Origin of the sequence: Vibrio ponticus (assembly GCF_009938225.1) — a bacterium.
GTDB classification, from domain to species: domain Bacteria; phylum Pseudomonadota; class Gammaproteobacteria; order Enterobacterales; family Vibrionaceae; genus Vibrio; species Vibrio ponticus.
Window position 1 is genome coordinate 683,224 of record NZ_AP019658.1, and the last position, 20,894, is coordinate 704,117.

The following is a 20,894-nucleotide window of genomic DNA, read 5'->3' on the forward strand; positions in this document are numbered from 1 at the left end:
TTTCAACAATAGTTATCTTTACTCTCGGTTAATTAATCGATTTATGAGAGTGATGCGTATCACATTTTGTCGGGTGCTTAATGGCTAATAACCCGATGTTTTGTAGGCAAAACGATAGTCGTGAAAATATGGCTAACAATTCGCATTCGCTTAGTTTGTGAACTATATGTTTGTCTGCAGGATGCATAAGTTCTCATATCGGTTTAGACGGGCAAGAGTTAAGTAAGTGTCCATATTGATCGGTATCACAACAAGAGGTTTCTATGAAAGCGAATCATGGTGCTAAGCGCCGATTAGCGATTCTTGCAGCGGCTCTGATGGGCTTTGCAAGTAGCAGTATCGCAGCAGAAAAACCAAACATTTTAGTCATATGGGGTGACGACATTGGCCAATCAAACGTGAGTGCATACACTTTTGGTTTGATGGGATACCAAACGCCAAACATCGACTCTATCGCCAAAGAAGGCATGATGTTTACCGACTATTACGGTGAACAATCTTGTACAGCCGGGCGTTCTACTTTTATCACTGGTCAAACCGTACTTCGCACTGGCTTGAGTAAAGTCGGTTTGCCGGGAGCAGATCTCGGCTTGAAAGAAGAAGACGTCACCATTGCTGAACTTCTCAAACCAATGGGCTACATGACAGGGCAATTTGGTAAGAATCACCTCGGTGATAAAGACGAACACTTACCGACTAACCACGGATTCGACGAATTTTTTGGCAACCTTTATCATTTGAACGCTGAGGAAGAACCTGAAAATGTCGACTACCCAAGCGACCCAGAGTTTCGTAAGAAGTTTGGTCCGCGTGGCGTGATCAAGTCTTATGCGGACGGTAAAATTGAAGATACCGGCCCGCTCACCCGCAAGCGTATGGAAACGGTTGATGCAGAGACACTCGATGCGGCGCTCGATTTTATGGATCGCGCAGTCAAAGCAGACAAGCCATTTTTCGTTTGGTGGAACTCCACTCGCATGCATTTCCGCACTCACGTGAAGGAAGAAAATCTCGGCAAAACCGGGATCAGTTTTTATGCCGATGCCATGGTTGAGCATGATAATCACGTTGGACAGCTGCTGAAAAAAGTGGATGATTTAGGCATTAAAGACAACACGATTGTGTTCTACTCAACCGATAATGGTCCACATATGAACACCTGGCCAGATGCTGGCTTAACGCCTTTCCGTGGCGAGAAAAACACCAACTGGGAAGGGGCATATCGTGTGCCAGCGATGGTACGTTGGCCAGGCAAAATCGAGGCCGGTACGGTTTCCAATGAAATCATGCACCATCTGGATTGGATGCCGACTTTCGTTGCAGCCGCGGGCGACGCTGATGTGAAAGAGAAACTATTGGAAGGTTTCCAAGTAGGTGATACTAACTACAAACTTCATCTTGATGGTTATAACTTCTTGCCTTATCTAACGGGTGAGACGGAAGCCGCACCACGTGAGGAGATTTTCTACTTCTCTGATGATGGTGATCTCACAGCGCTTCGTTACAACAATTGGAAAATTGTCTTTATGGAGCAGCGTGCAGAGGGAACCTTGCGCATTTGGGCAGAACCGTTTACTGAACTGCGTTTACCGAAAATCTTTAACTTACGTATGGACCCATACGAAGTGGCAGATATTACCTCCAACACTTACTATGACTGGATGATTGACCGCGCCTATATGTTGGTACCGGCGCAAGCCTACGTGGGCAAATTCTTAGAGACATTCCAAGAGTACCCACCAAGGCAAAAACCCGCCAGTTTCTCTCTCGAGCAAGTGATGGAGAAGCTGCAAGAAAATCCAAACAAGTAATCGGAAACTGACTCAGGGCTCTACGGAGCCCTTTTTGCTAATTGTTTGTATAAAAAGGCAAAGCTGCCTATCTTTTTACATACAGCATCGATAAAAATAACAAGGAATGTTATGCAATGGACGTTGGCAGTCAGATGGATAGGTTTACTTTTTTGGCTACTCGCTACCGGGCTTGCAAATGCTGAGAGCGTGAATGCTCAGCCACAAGCTAATCAATATGTTGGATCTGAAGTGTGTCGTGATTGTCATCAAGAGCAAGCAGAGGCTTGGCAAGGGTCACACCATGATATGGCGATGAAGCATGCAGACCCTCTATCGGTACGGGGCGATTTTGCTGACGCGACGGTTAAGTTCAAAAACCAAGACAACCGCTTTTTCATGCGCGGTGACGAGTATTGGGTCAATATTCAAGGTCCTGATGGTCAATATCGTGATTATCAAATTCTCTATACCTTCGGTTGGGAGCCGCTGCAGCAATACATGGTCCAGTTTGAGGATGGGCGAGTGCAAGTGATACCGTTTGCATGGGACACTAGAGAGAAACAAAAAGGCGGGCAGCGATGGTTTCATCTATATCCCGAGACCACGCCGACAGATGAGTTTTATTGGACCAACAGCGGGCAGAACTGGAATTTTATGTGCGCAGATTGTCACTCGACCAATTTATCAAAGAATTATGATGCTACGACCAATACGTACAATACCCGGTGGTCTGAGATCAACGTCGGGTGCGAAGCCTGCCATGGGGCAGCAAGTCAGCATGTTGAGCGGGTAAAAAACGCACAATTAGCTGACAAAAAACAAGCGCACGTCGGTTTAACCCGCGATCTTGCTCAAGCGGTGAATGAGTGGGTATTTAAACAAGGCAGCACAACCATGCAGCCCAAAGCGATTCATCCAACTGATCAACTGCAGACTTGCGCTCAATGTCATAGCCGACGAACACAACTTAATGAAACAGCAGATCATGTTAAAGGTTCATTTCTTGATAAGTACCGTTTGAGCCTTATCACGCCAGAGCTTTATCATCATGATGGTCAAATTTATGATGAAAACTATGTCTATGGTTCATTTTTACAATCGGCAATGGCAGAAAAAGGCGTAACTTGTACCAACTGTCATGATCCTCACAGTGCAAAACTCAAAGTGGCTGAAGAAGCCATTTGCAGCCAATGCCATTTAGCCAGCGAATATACCCCTGAGAAACATACTTTCCACCAGCCTGACACTGAAGCGTCGCAATGTACGACCTGTCATATGCCGAAAACCACTTATATGCAGGTGGATCCAAGGCGTGACCACAGCTGGCATGTGCCACGCGCCGACATAAGCCAGCATATTAACACCCCTAATGTGTGTACTTCCTGCCATGAGGATAAAACTGCGCAGTGGGCGGATAAGCAAGTAGCGAAATGGTTCCCTAATTCAAAATATCGTAATCAGCAGCACTTTTCGGTCGCGTTTTATGCCGATTCGATTGGTCATAGTGGTGCGGCCGACGCGTTGGCTTATTCGGCGCAAGATTCATCCTTAAGCGACATCATTCGCGGCTCTGCGTTGGAGCGAATGGGGGGCAATACTGGCAAGAATACTTTGGTCGCGCTTGCACGGGCGGTCAAACATGAGTCTGAGCTGATTCGCTTAGGTGCGATAGAAGGCAGTGCCGGTTATGAATTGAATGATCGATGGCAGATTTTGGTGTCATTACTAAGTGATCCAGTGTTATCGATTCGCGCTGAAACCGCAGCCGCTTTGGTTAGCCGTTATAGCGAAATGAGTGATGCTCAAAGGATGCTAATTAATGATCCATTAAATGAATACCTCGAGATTCAGCGCTTTAATTCTGATCGCGGCTTTGGTTTGGTTAATTTAGCCAATGTTCAGCGTGACATGGGTGATTTAGCGGATGCGGAACAGCTTTACTTAAGCGCGATCGAAATCGAGCCCTATTTTGAAAACAGTTACGCCAATCTCGCCGATTTGTATCGCTCTCAAGGTAAGGAAGCGTCTGCATTAGCCGTTTTGCAACAAGGCATGCAGGCGCAGCCTAAGTCCAGCGCACTGCCCTATAGCATGGGGCTCGCCTTATTAAGGGCAGATCAAAGTGATCAAGCAGTGAATTACTTACGACAAGCGGCGCAAACCGCTGAGAGCAACGCACAATATTGGTATGTCTATGGATTGGCATTGGAGCATCGAGATTTGTTGGCAGCAAGTAACGCGCTTTACCAAGCCTATCGCGTCGGTGGTAATCCACAACATCTTTATGCGCAGTGCGAAGTGTTGGCAAGAAACCTAAGTGCCGGAAAGGTTAAAGCGCCATTTCAACAGTGTCTGGCTGAATTAAGCCAAGTCGCGCCGCCGCAAGTTATCGAGCAGCTGAAAAGCAAAATACGCTGACGCCTGAGTAAGTAAAGCTATAGGCGGTATAACTAATAGTTATTGGGGAAGTCAGTAGTATTTCAAAGTAAATCAACCTACTGAGGGCAGAATATGAACACTGCACAGCAAGCCATTAACCAACTTATTGCACAAACAGAGCAGAGTGTCATCGGTCAAAGTCATGTGGTGCAAGCTTTGGTGATCGGGCTGTTAACCAACGGGCATATTCTGCTAGAAGGCTTACCGGGTACGGCGAAAACACGTTCGGTAAAGTCATTGGCAAATTTACTCAACACCAGTTTCGGTCGTATTCAGTTTACGCCCGATTTGCTGCCTTCTGATGTCACTGGTACAGAGGTGTATCAGGAAGTTGAGGGCAAGCCACAATTGCATTTTCAGCCGGGTCCTATTTTCAACAGTATTGTATTGGCAGATGAAGTAAACCGCGCGCCAGCCAAAGTTCAAGCCGCTTTGCTTGAGGCGATGGCAGAAGGCACGATTACGGTTGGCGATAAAACCCATCAACTGCCCGATCTCTTCATGGTGCTTGCGACGCAAAACCCCGTAGAGCAAGAGGGGACTTATCCACTGCCTGAAGCACAGATGGATCGTTTTATTATGAAAGTGACGGTGGACTATCCGCACGACGAAGCTGAGCGCGATATTATTCGTTTAGTACGCAGTGAGGAGTTAGGCGCGCTAAGCGAAGCTAGCCAAGCAGAGAGACAATTTATTGAGCCGGAACTGGTGCTTGAAGCGAGGCGACAACTCCCGCATATCAGCGTCTCTGACTTGGTCGAAAAATACATCGTGGCGTTAGTCATGGCGACGCGACAACCTGAGCGATACCCAGAGAGTCAGTTACATGCATGGATAGAAATTGGCGCCAGCCCACGCGCTTCTATCGCGTTGGATAAATGTTCTCGCGCTTATGCTTGGCTACAAGGACGTGACCACGTTACGCCTGATGATGTAAGAGCGATGGTGCCTTTTGTCTTGGGGCATCGCTTTTCGCTCTCTTATGATGCGCTTGCCGATGGTGTGAATCATCTTGGTGTCGTCAATGAGTTACTTGATCATGTAGAAATCGCATAAGTGGAGGCGCTATGGCAAAGCCAACACTGGTTCCTCAATCTCAACAACTCGACTCGAGGCTTTATTGTGACTATGCGCGCTTGGTGAGGTTACAAGCGCAAGCTGAGTCGTTTTCACTCCTACCGCATTTAAAAGCTGGCAGTGTTTTATCTGGTCGACACAACTCGCTTTTTCGTGGGCGTGGTCTGAATTTTGAAGAGTTACGCCATTATCAACTGGGTGATGATATTCGTAATCTAGACTGGAAGGTGACACTGCGCACGGGTAAACCGCATGTGCGCAGCTATACCGAAGAAAAAGATCGCAATGTCATCATATGTATTGATCAACGCAGCGCGATGTTCTTTGCCTCTGACAAGGTAATGAAATCGGTAGTGGCGGCGGAGAGTGCCGCTGTGTGTGCTTGGCGAGTACTCAAAGATGGCGACCGCGTAGGTTTTGTTGTTGCGACGCCACAGCGCATATTGCATAGCAAACCACAACGCTCACAACACCATTTACTTGCACAGTTAAAGCAGTTAGCGCAGTTTAACCAAGCGTTAAATGTTAACTCTCGAGACAGTGAACAGGTCAGTTTTAAGTCTTGGATAGAGTTAATTAAACGCATGCGTCCCAAGCAATCAACGTTGATCTTCATTAGCGACTGGCGAGATTGCCAAGCCAAGGATTTAGATCAGCTCAAGCAATTGCAGCAACATAATGATGTGTTGGCGATAACGGTCAATGATGCGTTTGAACACTCTTTGCCGCAGCATTTGGCTAACGCCAACTGGGTAGTGGGTGATGGTCAATATCAGCTGAATCTAGATACACACAGCAAAGTCGACCTCGCGAGTAATGAGTTGCGGCAGCAAAGCCAAATGCAACGTCATGCGCTGGTGAAGTTAATGGCAATGAAGCATTTGCCACATATCGAGTTGGATACCGCAGGGCAACATATTAGTCAGCTGCAAAAAATGGTTGGGGGGCGTTAATGTCAGTCGAACATACACCGCCAAGCACTTATATATTGCGTGAACTGCATGATGTGGGGGTACCTGAGAGCATCAGTTGGATGCCGCAGACCATCGGATGGCAACTGCTAGCGCTGCTGGTGTTATTACTATTGCTTATGTTGTTGGTAAAGCGCGCACGCCATTGGTGGTTAAATCGATATCGCAGCGAAGCCATCAATGCGCTCGAGCAGCTAGATATTAACCACGCCATACAACCTTATCAGGTGTTTTCTATTCTCAAGATTGTGCTAGTGCATCTCAATGCGCGCCACCGTTCACTTCATGATATCGCTTTTTTACAGGTGCTTGATGACTTGATGCCAAGTGAACGGGACTTTTCCGCTAGTTTCCCTGCTAACTGGTTAGCGAGCCTAAATGATCCCAATAGCAATTTGGATGCAGCCGAGAGGGAGATCTTAGTTACGCAAGCCAAACGCTGGGTTTTACAGCACAGCAACGCTGATTTAATTCCTCAATCTAATTGGACGAGTTTGCTGCAGAGAGTCGGGTTAAAAAGCCGTTTTGAAAAGTCAGGGGATAAGAAATGAGCATGAATAGCGTTTTATCATCTATCCACTGGAGCAGCGTTGAATTGGCACATCCGATGTGGCTAGTTATTTTACCTTTACCACTGGTTGTTTATTGGCTTGTTCCTGCTTATCGCACGAAACAGACGGCGATAAAAGTGCCGTTTTTTGGTCAACTTGTCGCAGCCATAGGTGAGTCGCCAACTCATGGTGCAAGTCAACTAAGTCCAAGTTGGTGGCAGCGTGCAACCTTAGTGGTTTCATGGCTTTTGGTGGTGTTGGCGCTCGCAAAACCTACTGTATTGGGTGAGCCACAAGTGCGTGAAAGTTTAGGTCGTGATGTGATGGTGTTGGTCGACTTGTCTGGCTCTATGGCTGAGCAGGATTTTACCTCGAAAAACGGCGACAAAGTTTCTCGTTTAGAGGCGGCGAAAGAAGTGTTAGGCGAATTTGTCCAAACCCGTAAGGGGGACAGGTTAGGGCTTATTTTGTTTGGCGATGCTGCCTTTGTGCAAACGCCGTTTACTGCCGATCAGAAAGTCTGGCTGGAGCTCCTACAACAAACAGATGTGGCGATGGCAGGGCAAAGTACGCATCTTGGTGACGCGATAGGTTTAGCCATAAAAGTATTTGAGCAAAGTAAGCAAAGCCGTAATGACGTTGGTGATGTTAACTCACCGCAGCAAGTAGCAATAGTGCTAACCGATGGCAATGACACCGGGAGTTTTGTCGAGCCAATTGATGCGGCAAAAGTAGCCAAAGCGAAAGATGTGCGTATCCATGTGATAGCGATGGGCGATCCGCTCACGGTTGGCGAGGTGGCATTGGATACAGAAACGATGGATCGAATTGCAGAAGAATCTGGCGGCGAGTCTTTTCAAGCGCTGAACCGTGATGAGTTGGCACAGGCTTACCAAGCGATCGGTGAGCTTGAGCCTCAGTTATACGAAAGCACCACCTATCGCCCCAAACAGAGTTTACATCATTATCTGATCGCAATTGTGGTGGTGATCTATTTGGCGGCGTTTAGTTTGGCGACGCTGAAACGTCGGATGTTTGCCACGACTATGAAAATAAGCACTCCGAAAACAAGCACCACGAAAGCGAGTACTCAGCCCACCAACCAATCACAAGGAGAACATGATGTTTGATTCTCTTACGTGGCTAACAGGTGCTTGGCTAACAGAAGGTTGGCTAGCGGAGCTAAGCCAATTTCACTTTATTCGCCCGCTATGGTTACTCGCGTTCTTGCCGATGGCGTTGTTGATATGGTTGAGATGGCGAGAAGACAATAAACCGAGTTGGAAAGATGTACTGCCAGCGCATCTGCGCGAGGCACTCACCATTGGCGAGCGCGGTTGGCGCAAGCAATTACCCCTTAAATTGCTTATGGCGATTGTGTCTGTCGCGATTGTGATTTGTGCAGGTCCTAGTTGGCAACGAGAAGCCTCACCATTTGGTGAAGACCAAGCGTCATTGCTGGTGGTTTTGGACAACAGTGATTCTATGTTGGCGACCGACATTGCGCCAAGTCGTTTGGAGCGTGCTAAACATAAGATACGCGATTTGCTGAAAGCGAGAAAAGGAGGGCGCACAGGGTTGGCTGTTTACGCGGGTTCTGCGCATGTCGCGATGCCTATTACCCAAGACAGTAAAGTGTTTGAGCCCTTTTTAGCGGCGATTGAGCCACAAATAATGCCCATTGCAGGCAAACAAGCAGAGCAAGCGTTGCCGCTGATTAAACAACAACTGTCTGACCAAATAGGTGCGAGCGTGTTGTTGGTAAGCGATGGTGTTAATCCAACCACTGTTGAAGCCTATCAACGTTTTTTCGCGCAAAGCGAACATCAGCTTTTGATACTCGCGGCAGGTAATCGTAACGTAGTCAGTAACAATCCTATCGATATCGACTCACTACAAAATTTGGCGTCTGCGACCGGAGGCAAGGTGGTGGAGATCAGTGTCGATGATAGCGATATTCAACAACTCAATCGTATGATTGAGCGAAATATGCAGCTTAATGGTGAATCGTCCATGCCGTGGAAAGATATGGGCTATTACTTGCTGATCCCCATGGCATTGGTGATGTTAGTCTGGTTTAGAAAAGGTTGGCTGGTGCAATGGTGTGTCTCGGCGTTGTTGGTTGCTCAGTTAGCGTTTGTGCCGCCAGTCCAAGCAGAGACGGTGGCGACTAAGGCAGAGCAAGTGACGGTATTAGAAACGCGCTCAAACTGGGACAAGTTTGCCCAGTGGTGGTGGGATTTATGGTTAACGCCAAATCAGCAAGGTCAGCGCTGTTTCAACCAACAAGAGTATTTACAAGCGGCGAAACATTTTGTTGATCCACTGAGAAAAGGCACCGCTTACTACTATGCCGGCGAATACAAACTTGCTCATAGTGCCTTTCTTGAGATGCTCAACGACCCAGATCCTGATGTGGTTAATTATGGTTTGTATAACGCTGCAAGTGCCTTAGCCAGACAGCGAGAGTACTTAGCTGCGCGAGAACTATTGCAAAATCTCGCTGACGACGAGCAGCTTCATCCGGCATTAAGGACAGACGTTGAGCACAACCTGGCAGTGATTGCCGGTATCGTCGAAGAGATAAACCGCACCAGTGAAAGCCAAGCGGGCACGACAGATGGACCAGAAGAGTCCTTTGAGCTTGATGATGATAAACCGCGCACAGCGGATGGGGCTGACGAAGAAACAGTGGCGGAACTTATGCTCAAAGAAACGTTAAACGCCAATGAAATTCTCGGTAGCGAAGAGTTAGCCGATAAGTGGCTTAAGCGTGTTGAAGCTGACCCTAAATATTTCTTGCGTGCCAAGTTTCAAATTCAACTGCGTGAAGCATCGAATCTTGTGTCGGAGCCAACCGCTGAGAGTGAGGATAAACAATGAAAGTAAACCGCGTTCCCACCGTTGTTTGGCTGGCGTTGATTGGCTCACTGTTTTTTAGTTCCCTGCTTTTTAGCACAGTGAGTGTAGCGCAAGAGAATCAGGGATTATCCATCTATGATCTGCAAGCAAGTCAAGATGTGGCGATTTCTGCTTGGGTAGGTGACAAATCCAATCCGGCGTCGAGCGCTACGTTTAGCGTCAACCAGCAGGTCATCCTCAATATTGAGGTTGCTACGCCGCGCTGGTTTACCGGCGGTACGCGTATTGGCAGTGTCGAAATCCCAAATGTGATCGCTAAGCAGCGTAACCAACTGGCGACCAACTATACCGAGCGCAAAGATGGCAAAACGTGGTCAAGGCAGCGTTGGGAAGTCACCCTATATCCGCAAGAGTCGGGTGAGTTTGTCGTTCCGCCAATTGCGGTAAGGGTTCAGGTATCCGCCCCTGATGGCAGTAATGTATCAGGCACACTCTATACAGAGCCTGTGCGTTTTTCTGCTCAATTACCGTCGGGCTTGCTTAGCGATAAAGCGAACTGGTTTGCAGCAACGAACGTAACGGTTGATCAGCAGTGGTTAACCTCCAATGACGATCTGCAAGTTGGTGATTCTGTTACGCGCGCGATTACTATCCAAGCACAAGATAGCTTATCGATACTGTTACCGGACTTATTACAAGCATCTGCAGAGTTATCAGCAGAAGCTAAGAAAAATGCTGAAGGGCAACCATCGACACGTTTATATCAAGTCTATCCGATGCCAAATCGTCTTACGGACTCTCAAAGCCGAGGAGACTATCAATCCAGCCGCGAAGAGCAATCGGTCTATGTGTTGCAACAAGGGGGCGAGATTGTTTTCCCAGAGTTAACATTTCAGTGGTGGAATACACAAAAAAACCGTTTAGAAACGATGACAATGGAAGGGCGTCGGTTTGAGGTTCAACATACCGTGAAATCGTTTGTCACTATGTATGCAAAAGGTTTGTCGATAGCCGCGACGCTACTATTGTTGATTGTTTTAAGTGTGTATGCGATTAAACGTTATTTTAAACATCGCGCAAAGCCAGCTTGGCTTATATTACATCAACTAATTAAGCAAAGAGAGTGGGGGAAAATCCGATTATTTATCTACCGTCAGTTGAGAATGACCAATGGCGATTTGGAGTTGGCTAAATTTAAACCCGATGACCAGTGGCGTGAGAGCAGTCAGCGATTTCAAGCGGGGGAGCAAGATAGTCATTTAGCGCGAAAATTGTGGCGAACGATTGGAAATAAGCGAAAAACCAATCAATCTAAACGTGGATTCCGAGGTTCAATACCACCGGCGTTACCCGAACTTGAACGTTTGCTCAATACTATCAATAGCACAAGTAAAGCAGACAAATAAACCGCGCAGAGACCAGATCAAAATCGCAATTATTTAACGCGCCACTAACTTAATTATCGAAGAAGTTCCTATACTATCAGTAACTTTGGTCATTGTTACTGTGGTTGTAAGTACTTTAGTAATATGTACTTTGGTAATAAGTGCTGTGGAGCGTTATGAAAAATACTGATCTCAACTTGGTCCCAATTTTTGTCGCTATCTATGAGGAACAAAATCTCTCTAAAGCCGCTGTGCGGCTGGAGATCAGTCAGCCTGCGGTGAGTAAAGCGTTAGCGCGATTAAGAGATATATACGACGAGCCGCTTTTTCATCGCTCACCTAATGGTGTCGAACCGACCGCTTTTGCGATGGATATCTACCCCGCAATGGGCGCGGCATTAAAGAACTTTACTTCCACACTCTCAGCATCACGAGACTTTGATCCTACTATCGCCAATAAAACTTTTTCAATTGCCTGTGTCTCGGTGGCGAGTTATGAACTTATGCCTCAATTGTTCAAGCAAATCCGTCAGATTGCACCGCACATCAGTTTAGAAATCCATCCACTTTTTACTGAAGACCATGAAAGTGATCTTCGTCTGCAACGTTACGATCTTATCGTTGATATGGCGCCAAGAGGGCGAACGATGCTCAAGTTTGAAACGATATTTTCTGAGCGTTTGATGGTGGTGTGCAGTGAGCACCATCCAAGAATCAAGGGCTCAATTACGGTGGAGCAATTTCTCGCAGAGCAACATGTGGTGGTATCACGTTGGCAAAGCAGACAAAGTCTGATGGATGAAGACGATATTGCCGAACTGAACAAGCGAGACATCGTTTATCGCGCGTCTGGTGCGCTGGAAATGCTGCCAGTCATTCACGATAGTGAACTGATCGGTATGTTACCAGAATCGACCATCAAAGCCTTCTCAGATGCTTACCAAATCAAAGGCGTACCATTACCATTTAGCGACAAAATCCATGATTTGTGTGCGATATGGCATCCAAGTAGAAGTAATGAGAGTGCGCATATTTGGTTGAGAAATCAGCTTAAATTGGCGGGTAAGACGATGTCTTAACGGGATAAATAATTAAACTTGAGTATTATGGCGAGTGTGAAATCGCGAGTCATTAGCTCAGTAATGCTCGCGAATTCACAGGCTAGAACCGGTGGTTTCTAACGGTGGTATCTAACTTAGATTTTTTGTACTGAATCGACGTCGATTTTAGGCGTGCTCCACTCTGAATCAACTTCACCACGGATCACGACGCGATCGTTTGGTGTTACATCGACACCCATCCAATCTTCATCATCGATTTCAATTTGAATTTGCCCAGTCTCATCTTTAAACAGGTAAGTTTCGTTACCAATAGATTCGATGATATTACCTGTTAGTAGGACAGCACTATCATCAGCAGCATCATTCGCTTGTTTAACGGTATTCACTGCAGCGGTTTCAGGACCTTTGAAAGCAGCAAAAGCAGGAGCAGTAATCACTGAGCAAGCGACAACAATAGCTAGGAGTGTTTTTTTCATTTTAGTTTTCCTATTTAGGTGACTCAGTCATAACCGCTAGGATAGTCAGTCATGATTGAGTTCTGAACTCTATACAACGGATTATGCGCCTGGTTGTGTGAAGTGATCGTGAAGAAAACAAAGAATGCAGAATTAGTGTGATGTGTCAGGTGTGATGAAAAAGATTTGATATGTAAGGTGCGAGTGATAAAAAGCCCCACAGCGTGATTTCTCCGCGGTGAGGCTTAGTAATGGAACGCTTCGCTTATCCGATGATGGGGGCTAGTAGATCGTGCACCATTCGTTTTTCATGTCGATCAGATGCCAATTGTAACGTTGGTTTGCTTCATCCATCGCTTTATCAAGATGACCGACACTGGATTTTCTATCGTACTGCCACTCTCGCTCGGCGTCAGTGTGGTGGACAATCATTGCCATTGAGTTGGGTTGGCTCGTTGCCCATTGCATCATCGCGTGGTCGCCATCCGAGTTACCGACCGCGAGTACCGGCTTCTTACCGATGATGTGTTGAATGTTTTCAACTTTACCGGCTTTGTCGTCAATGGTCAGGATCTCGCCGAGTTTAATCACTTGCGGTTGACCATCGTTGTAGTCGTATTGGTATTTTAGCGCGCTGCCAATAATTTGCTCCGCAGGGATGTTATACACCTCAGGCGCCCATGCGCGCATAAAGTCGACACCACCACCTGAAACGATGTAGGTTTTGAAGTCGTTCGCCTGTAAATAAGCAAGCATTTCTTTCATCGGTTGGTAAGTTAGCTCGGTGTAGGCTTTTTCAAAGCGAGGATCTTTTGCAGCGGCAATCCAATTTGTAACTGTGGCTTGGTATTCTTCTACCGTCATACCACTGTGGGTTGCGGTGACTATCTCAAGTAGCGCTTCTTCACCGCCCGCGAGAACGCTTTTTACATCATCTTCGAGCACAAACTTAAACGGTTCTTGAGTTTTCCATTCAGGATGCTGCTCCGCCATATTCTTTACTTGGTCAAATGCGTAAGCGAGTTGAAAGTAATAAGGTTTTTCTGACCAAAGTGTGCCGTCGTTATCGAATACCGCGATGCGTTCAGCAACGGGAACGAATGAATCCTTGCGCTCATCAGTCGAGTTTTCGACATAGTTTAAAAGCGCGGTTTTACTACTACCATCTTTCCATGAGGGTAGCAGGTTAGGGTCACAATCAACCGCCATCGCGGAGAATGAGAGAGTTGATAAGATTGCTAGAGCACAGAGGTTTGTTTTCATAGTTGTTGTTACCCATTGTTAAGTAAGAGTGGATTCAATCATGTACTGCTAGGGGGCTAACCTTGCCCATCTGTAAAGAGAACGTGGTCATCGGTCTTTGGCTAAACGTAATCCCATGTCAGACATAATTATAGATTGGCTAGCAAAATCACGACGGAAATTTTCCGACTGTTCAGCATCATAGGCGAAGCTTCCACCTCGTACTGACTTGTGTGCTAAACCAGAATCGCTGTGTTGTTGATTGGTTGGATTATCATTGCCACCCCAGCGATAGAATGTGTCGTCAAACGCATCCGAGACGAACTCACCTACGTTGCCCGTCATGTCATATAGCCCTAGCTCGTTGGGCTGTTTCTGTCCGACGGGATGAGCGCGGTTTTGCGCGTTACCAGCATACCAAGCGACATCATCAATGTTGTTCGAGCCCGAGTAGATGAAACCTTGGCTTTTATTGCCTCCTTGGGCGGCAAATTCCCACTCGGCTTCGGTCGGTAAGCGATAGGTTTCGCCAGTTAATTGATTGAGTTGTTCGACAAAGTAGTTCGCTTGCTGCCAGCTTAAATTGTTGACCGGAATATCATCGCCCGGGAAGTAACTGAGAGAAGAACCCATCACGCTTTCAAACAACGCTTGTGTGACCTCAAACTTGGCTATGTAGAAACTATCTACACGCACTTCTCTTGCTGGCGTCTCTGCTTTGCTGGCAACGTTTTGCTCTGAGCCCATTACAAAGTGACCGCCTTCAACGAGCACCATCTCTTGATTGATTTGCAGTGCAATAGGATGAGGTGTATCGGCACTGCAACCATTGAGCAGGGCTAATAAGCTAAAGATTGAGATAATCTTTATCGGCGAACGGTTAACTGGTGTCATAGGGCGGCTCTCGCTAGTAAGTTCACCATCAACACTAGCAATAAACGCCATGAAAAAAGGTTATATACGCTATAACAAGCACCGGTTAAGGCGAGGATTTATGATGTGGTTATTCCATAGTTAGCCCAGGTCGATGGTTAGCTCAACCATCAATTCGCTCAACGATTAGGTGACTTATGCATATTACTCAAGGTCCACAGTTTAACGGTAAAGCTTCCAAGCGTTTACATGTCATGGCTAAGCCAATAGGGGCTGCATGCAACATCGACTGCACCTATTGCTACTATCTAAGTAAACAGGAGTTACTTGAGTACAAAAAAGGGTGTTCACCAGTGATGAGTGACGACACCTTAGAGACATACATTCGTCAGTATATTGAGGGACAAAATACCCCGGAGATCATTTTTTCATGGCAAGGTGGTGAGCCGACTATGTTGGGCGTGGATTACTTTCGTCGCATTGTCGAGTTACAACAGAAGTACTGTCCTGAAGGGGTGAGTATTGCCAATGATTTACAAACCAATGGTACTTTGCTGACCGACGAATGGTGCCAATTTTTAAAGCAGCATAACTTTCTGGTTGGGTTAAGTATTGATGGACCAGAGATGCTGCACAATGCCTACCGAACCAATAAGGCAGGACGCGGCACATTTAAGCAAGTGATGAATGCAGTCGAGTTGCTGCATAAGCACCAAGTGAACTTCGCGACCTTGACTTGCGTGAACAATCTGACTAGTTGTAACCCTTTAGCAGTGTACCGATTCTTACGTGATGAAGTGCGCTCACCGCAAATGCAGTTTATTCCCATTGTGGAACAAAAGAGTTTTCGTAGTACTGCGCCACAAACATGGTCTGCAACTGAACAATTAAAGCAGGGCGACAAGCGTTTAATTCCTGGCAATAAAGACTCAATCATGGAGCCTTGGTGCGTGTCCGATCAAGCGTGGGGTAATTTCCTTATTACGATATTTGATGAATGGATTGCAAACGACATCGGTAAGGTCTTCGTTCAGTATTTTGAAGCGAGTGTCGAGCGCTGGATGGGGCGTGCGAACCCGCTTTGCACATTGGGTGAAATCTGCGGTAAAGGGTTAGCCATGGAGCCAAATGGTGACGTCTACATATGCGATCATTACGTCTATCCCGAGTATCAGACTGGTAACATCCATAAGCAACCTCTCGAGAGTTTAGCTTACAGCGCGCAGCAACAGAAATTTGGTTACGCCAAGACGCGCAATCTTACTGAGCAATGCAAAGCGTGTGACTATCAGTTTGCCTGCAATGGAGAGTGTCCGAAAAATCGTTTTATTCGCACACCAGCTGGCGAACCTGGGCTGAATTACCTGTGTGCGGGTTGGCATAAGTTCTTTGCTCACGCAGATAAATCACTGGCTTATATTCTCCGTGCGATGGGGAACCCGGTCGCTTTTGGTAAATTTAGCGACGAGCAGTTAAAGCAACATTTACAGCAGCGCCAAGTCTCGAGTGCTGGCTTTGCAACGCGATTTTAAGTGAGGTTTGATATGAAGCGATTCACGATAAGAAAAGTTGCGTTGATGTTAACGCTTGTGTCTGCAGCACCGACTTTTGCTCAAACAAGTGCCGAAACAGGTACTCAAATAAGCGCCCAAGCGAATAATGGGTCACTATCCAGTACTCAAGCCGGTAGTCCAGTTGCACAAGCGCCCAACACAAGCACTAGCCAGTCGTTAAGTCAGCACATTGCAGATTTGTCTTATCAGGCGCAAGATAAAACACTCGATTCTGCCCAACGCGCGAAAGCGTTACGAGAGTTAGCTCAGTACCCGAGCCAAAATGCCTTGGTTGCAGTGGCGCGAGGGTTGAAAGACCAAGATGCAAAGATTAGAGAGGCGGCGGTGATCGCAGCAGAGCCCTACGGCATTGAATATCGTTGGCGTTTGTTATCACCACTGCTTGACGACGCCAACCATTCAGTAAGAGTCACCAGTGCGGCGAATTTAGTCCGTGATTACCAACAGTTAGAGCCCGTTCAGCAGCAACAGATGAACCGTCCTATTGCGGAGTTGATTGATTACCTAAAACTTCAGCAGGAGAGTTCGTCACGGTTGTTGCTGGCTGATGTCTATCGTTGGCAAGGGCAATGGCAACAAGCTGATATAATCTATCAAGCATTATTAGCCAAACTGCCGGATAATCGACAAATATGGTTAAGTTTAGCCGATAACTATCGAGCGCAAGAGCAAGATAAGGCGGCGCTGGAAACGCTGAATATCGCAATTCACAGAGTCCCTGCAAATGCCTTGGGAAATGCCCCTCTGCATTATTCAAAAGCATTAACGCTTGTACGTTTAGAGCGTCCAGAAGAAGCGGCGCAGGAAATGGCGATCGCAGCAAGTTCGGCAAAAGACAATAGCTACTATTGGTATTTAAATGGCGTGTTGCAAGAGCCTATCAACGTGAAAACTGCCACCAGTTCGTTTGAAAAAGCTTACTTAATTTCAGGTGCCCCGGAGCAGTTGTATGCCTTATGTGATATTTACCTTCGCCACGATAACGCAAAGGGCGCGCAGTGTTTGGCTGAGCTAGAGAAGATTGCGCCGCCTTATGTGATAGAGGAGTTGAAAGGGAAGGGATCTTAGAGAATTGAGAGCTGAGAAACTGAGAAACTGAGAAATTAGAATTGAGAAGCTGAGAAGTGAGAAAACAAGGGGAATTACATTCAGTTGTGCGATTAACACCTCGCTTTGTTGCTGTCATTGGGTAGGGGGATTTTGCTAACGTAATCCGGCTATTTCCCTATTCAATAAAGAGAGAGTCACTATGTTTCAATGCCCCAATTGTTATGCTAAATCGATCTCTCTGATGGCGAAAATAACAGCAAAATCGAGACAATCTTATCCGTGTAAGATGTGCAATAAAAAGTGGCAAGTGTCCACCTATATTCATTTTGCTGGTGTTATGTTGCCGCCACTGTTTCTGATTCTTTCAACTGGCTTTGGTTGGCTGTCTCTTGATATCGCGACTCTCATCGCCGTCACGTTTTGGGTTTGTGTCGTGTTGCTTCAACCGCTTCGCAAGTCCTATTAGTGTCAGGGTTGTTATCAACGTAACAGACGGAAAAAGGCACGCCTAGGCGGCTAAACTGTTTGAACCAGCGAATTTGGTTATCTTGCAGTTTGTCTCCGGGACCTTTGACTTCAATCCACTCAAATTGCCCATCTTTAAATGCGATAAGATCGGGCATACCATTTCGATACAGTTTTAAATCACTGAGTTGTACTTTGATTAAATTGACCAAAATCTCAGGTTTTAACGCATTTAACGTTAAGTTAAGCAGTTCCTCTGTGAAATGGCTCCAAACGACGAATGGATTGCTTATCCCTAATTTGTTGTGGTAGTTGTCGATAATAAATTGATGATTGCCTTGCGCGATTTTCTCAAGCGCTTGGTTGACTTGCTCGGAGCGTTTGGCGTCAAAATCTTTATGGTATAAATCTAGTGGTTTGAATTGATAGGCGTTGATGAATGCACCTTCAACTGGGGCAAATATTGCGTCCCAAAGCGCTAAGCCCATGACGCCATTGAGCAGTGCGTTTTCACTGTAAAATACTTGCCAACCTCGGTTTTCAAAATGCTGTTTCACCGCAAGCTCTACTCGTTGCTGCGATAAGTCTAAGGCTAAGTGACGCTCTTTATATGTTGGTTTTGCTACGCGAGGAATTTTGACTCCTTGTTTACGTAGCAGGCGTTGCTCAAGCTTTTGACCGATTTCAAGCTCAGACATGTCGCTGGGTTGGTTTAAAATTAATGTGACAGTGTCACTAAGTTTGTCGTTTTGCTCAAGCTTGTCATAAATCCTTGCTTGTCGCTCTCTGCTTGGTGGTAGTGAAGTTTGCTTAAATAGGTTTAATGCCGTTTCAAACTCTCCAAGGCGTTCACAGTCACGTGCGATATCATTGATTAGGTGTTGACGCTTTCTTTCTATATATGGGTGAGCAAGGACGGCGGGAATTGCATCGACAAACTGTTTCACTACTTCTAGTTGTTTTCTATCGGCATTCCAATAGCTATCCGCTAACTTACTCAGTACCAGCAGTTGTTCGACTTCGTCGCGATGGTTGAAAAATCGGCGTTCGATACTGAGTTGATAATTCTCAAACTGATGTAAACCCAGATCATCGAGAACAAATTGGGTTAAGTCTTGATGCGTGTTGGCAAAAAATAGCGCTAATAGCAGGTCAATCATCTCAGCGAAGTGCAGCTTAATCACAACAAAACTGAGCTCGTTAAATCGCTCAAAAGGTTCATCCGTGAGCAGTTCTACCATTTGTGGTTTTTTCAGTGAGCGTGTTTGACCGACAAATCGCTTTGGAAATAGGGGAGTTAACTCGGTTTTAGTCAGCAGAGTTTGAGCTAACTGCTGCTCGCTAATAGCAGGGCTTAGTGAGACAAAGCCTTTGGCTTCTAATTGCTCCAGAGCGAGTGGAATGGATGGAATTTCGTTGTAGTTGAGTTTGTCACTGCGAAACAAGGATCCCTTGCGGCTATATAAGCGCACCAGCAGACATTGACTGGCTTTATCGAGTGAGCGATAGGCGGATATCCACTCCAGTTCTGAAGGGTGGAGTATATTGTTATACCAAGCTTGAGCGTGTTCAATCAGGCGATTGAAATTAGCGAGGTAATAGTCTTCGGCGAGTTGTACTTGAGATTCCATAACGCACACATACAAAAAAGGCTTACCACAAGGGTAAGCCTTTTTACTTTCAATTCAAGCTATTAAGCGTTTTTCAGTTCAGCAACTTTTGCTTCTGAAAGTGGCTTAGTGATGAATGCTAGAACGATACACACTGCCATCATTACTGCAGAGATTGTGTACGCTAGAGTGTAGCCTTCACCGTTAGTCATTGAGAAACCAACAACTGCTGCGCCGATTGCACCACCGATACCCCATGCAGTGTAAAGTACACCGTAGTTTGTACCGTAGTTTTTCAGACCGTAGAACTCAGCAGTTAGAGTAGGGAATACCGCTAGTAGAGTACCGTAACCAACCGCAGCAATTGCTGTACCGATGATTAGTGTTACTTCTGACTTGAACGTTGCAAATAGCACCATGTTAATGCCTTGCAGTACGAATGCGATTAGTAGAGTGCGAACACCACCAATTTTATCAGCAAGCATACCAGCAGCAACACGACCGCCTGAGTTAAATACCGCTAGAAGAGATGCTAGGTAAACTGCGTTTGGCAGGTTAGCTTGCACGCTTGCGATCGTTGTGATGTTACCGATGATCATTAGACCAACAGAAGCTGCGAACGCGTACATGATCCATAGAGAGTAGAACTGAGGCGTTTTAAGCATCGCTTTCCAAGTTAGGTCTTCAGACTTACTTGCAGCTTTTGGTGCTGCACCTGCTTTTAGCGCTGGCTCAGCTGGAGAGTAACCTGCTGGTGGGTTGTTGATTGTTGCCGCTAGTGGAACTGCGATAGCAAGAATACCAACACCAAGAATCATAAAGCTTGTTTGGATGCCCATGCTTTCGATTAGCGCAGAAGTTACTGGCGCTAGGTAGATAGCTGCAAGACCGAAACCTGCTGCGATGATGCCGTTAACCATACCTTTCTTAGAAGAGTGGAACCACTTCATTGCAGATGGCGCAAGACACGCGTAACCAAAGCCGATACCAGCACCTGTGATCACACCAAAAGTGATGTTTAGCATCATTGGTGAATTAACAAAGCCAGAAGCGATCATGCCAAGACCCGTTAGGATAGTACCTAGGATCAGGATCATACGTGGACCCATGCGGTCTTGAAGGATACCTGCAACTAAAAGACAGATAGAGAAAGTGATTGTTGCAGTTGCGTAAGGTGCAGATGCTTCAGCTGCACTCCAGCCTGACTCAGTCACAAGCGCTTTGTTAAATACACTCCAAGCATACAGGATGCCAAGACAAAGGTTGATACAGAATCCTGCTAGCAGAATGCGCATAGCTTTATCAATCTTGCTCATTTTATTTCTCAGTTTCCCTCTAAAGAAGAGGATGGTTTAACACACGATTTATTCAAAATTTGTTTGCGTTTATCAACATAAAGCGCAATGGGCGCGAATTATAACCAAATAAAATGTGATTGGAATCTCTTTTTCCACTTATTGTAAAAATAAACTTAGTTTTTAAACGA

The 20,894-nt window shown here is 46.2% G+C and carries 16 protein-coding genes; 11 read left to right on the forward strand and 5 right to left on the reverse strand.

All coding sequences use genetic code 11. From position 1 onward, the window contains the following. Window positions 1-263: 263 nt before the first annotated feature. The 9 genes from GZN30_RS17440 (at window position 264) to GZN30_RS17480 (ending at window position 12,157) form a co-directional block, all read left to right on the forward strand. Complete coding sequence (locus GZN30_RS17440) at window positions 264-1,811, forward strand: arylsulfatase (RefSeq protein ID WP_075652811.1); 1,548 nt, start codon at window positions 264-266, stop codon at window positions 1,809-1,811. A gap of 111 nt (window positions 1,812-1,922) precedes the next feature. Next, on the forward strand, window positions 1,923-4,211 hold the full coding sequence (locus GZN30_RS17445; protein ID WP_083627270.1) for a multiheme c-type cytochrome: 2,289 nt from the start codon (window positions 1,923-1,925) through the stop codon (window positions 4,209-4,211). A 93-nt stretch (window positions 4,212-4,304) separates the two neighbouring features. Further along, on the forward strand, window positions 4,305-5,288 hold the full coding sequence (locus GZN30_RS17450; RefSeq protein ID WP_075652810.1) for an AAA family ATPase: 984 nt from the start codon (window positions 4,305-4,307) through the stop codon (window positions 5,286-5,288). 11 nt (window positions 5,289-5,299) lie between these two features. Then, window positions 5,300-6,262, forward strand: coding sequence for a DUF58 domain-containing protein (locus tag GZN30_RS17455; protein ID WP_075652809.1), 963 nt, complete (start codon window positions 5,300-5,302; stop codon window positions 6,260-6,262). Beyond that, window positions 6,262-6,831 (forward strand): DUF4381 domain-containing protein, encoded by a 570-nt coding sequence (locus GZN30_RS17460; protein ID WP_075652808.1) that lies wholly within the window; start codon window positions 6,262-6,264, stop codon window positions 6,829-6,831. The genes GZN30_RS17455 and GZN30_RS17460 overlap by 1 nt, the downstream gene beginning before the upstream one ends. A 2-nt stretch (window positions 6,832-6,833) precedes the next feature. Then, entirely contained in the window at window positions 6,834-7,961 is a 1,128-nt protein-coding gene (locus GZN30_RS17465; protein WP_075652807.1) for a vWA domain-containing protein, read from the forward strand. Further along, complete coding sequence (locus GZN30_RS17470) at window positions 7,954-9,714, forward strand: vWA domain-containing protein (protein ID WP_083627268.1); 1,761 nt, start codon at window positions 7,954-7,956, stop codon at window positions 9,712-9,714. The genes GZN30_RS17465 and GZN30_RS17470 overlap by 8 nt, the downstream gene beginning before the upstream one ends. After that, window positions 9,711-11,099, forward strand: a complete 1,389-nt coding sequence (locus tag GZN30_RS17475; RefSeq protein WP_075652806.1) for a BatD family protein — start codon at window positions 9,711-9,713, stop codon at window positions 11,097-11,099. Before GZN30_RS17470 ends, GZN30_RS17475 begins: the two co-directional genes overlap by 4 nt. 155 nt (window positions 11,100-11,254) lie before the next feature. Continuing rightward, window positions 11,255-12,157 (forward strand): LysR family transcriptional regulator, encoded by a 903-nt coding sequence (locus GZN30_RS17480; protein WP_075652805.1) that lies wholly within the window; start codon window positions 11,255-11,257, stop codon window positions 12,155-12,157. A 116-nt stretch (window positions 12,158-12,273) separates the two neighbouring features. Here the strand turns inward: GZN30_RS17480 and GZN30_RS17485 are convergent, their stop codons facing one another. The 3 genes from GZN30_RS17485 to GZN30_RS17495 form a co-directional block, all read right to left on the reverse strand. Further along, entirely contained in the window at window positions 12,274-12,615 is a 342-nt protein-coding gene (locus GZN30_RS17485; protein WP_075652804.1) for a YgiW/YdeI family stress tolerance OB fold protein, read from the reverse strand. Window positions 12,616-12,876: 261 nt separating this feature from the next. After that, complete coding sequence (locus GZN30_RS17490) at window positions 12,877-13,857, reverse strand: HAD family hydrolase (RefSeq protein WP_075652803.1); 981 nt, start codon at window positions 13,855-13,857, stop codon at window positions 12,877-12,879. Window positions 13,858-13,944: 87 nt separating this feature from the next. After that, complete coding sequence (locus tag GZN30_RS17495; RefSeq protein ID WP_408646843.1) at window positions 13,945-14,613, reverse strand: formylglycine-generating enzyme family protein; 669 nt, start codon at window positions 14,611-14,613, stop codon at window positions 13,945-13,947. Between the two features lie 293 nt (window positions 14,614-14,906). Here GZN30_RS17495 and GZN30_RS17500 point away from each other — a divergent pair, with 293 nt between their 5' ends. Next, entirely contained in the window at window positions 14,907-16,241 is a 1,335-nt protein-coding gene (locus GZN30_RS17500) for an anaerobic sulfatase maturase (protein ID WP_075652802.1), read from the forward strand. 45 nt (window positions 16,242-16,286) lie between these two features. Continuing rightward, complete coding sequence (locus tag GZN30_RS17505) at window positions 16,287-17,351, forward strand: tetratricopeptide repeat protein (RefSeq protein ID WP_408646844.1); 1,065 nt, start codon at window positions 16,287-16,289, stop codon at window positions 17,349-17,351. Window positions 17,352-17,746: 395 nt separating this feature from the next. Here GZN30_RS17505 and GZN30_RS17510 read toward each other — a convergent pair whose 3' ends face one another. Both GZN30_RS17510 and GZN30_RS17515 read right to left on the reverse strand, forming a co-directional pair. Further along, entirely contained in the window at window positions 17,747-19,429 is a 1,683-nt protein-coding gene (locus GZN30_RS17510; RefSeq protein WP_075652801.1) for a VRR-NUC domain-containing protein, read from the reverse strand. A gap of 62 nt (window positions 19,430-19,491) precedes the next feature. Beyond that, entirely contained in the window at window positions 19,492-20,724 is a 1,233-nt protein-coding gene (locus GZN30_RS17515; RefSeq protein ID WP_075652800.1) for an L-lactate MFS transporter, read from the reverse strand. Window positions 20,725-20,894: the final 170 nt, after the last annotated feature.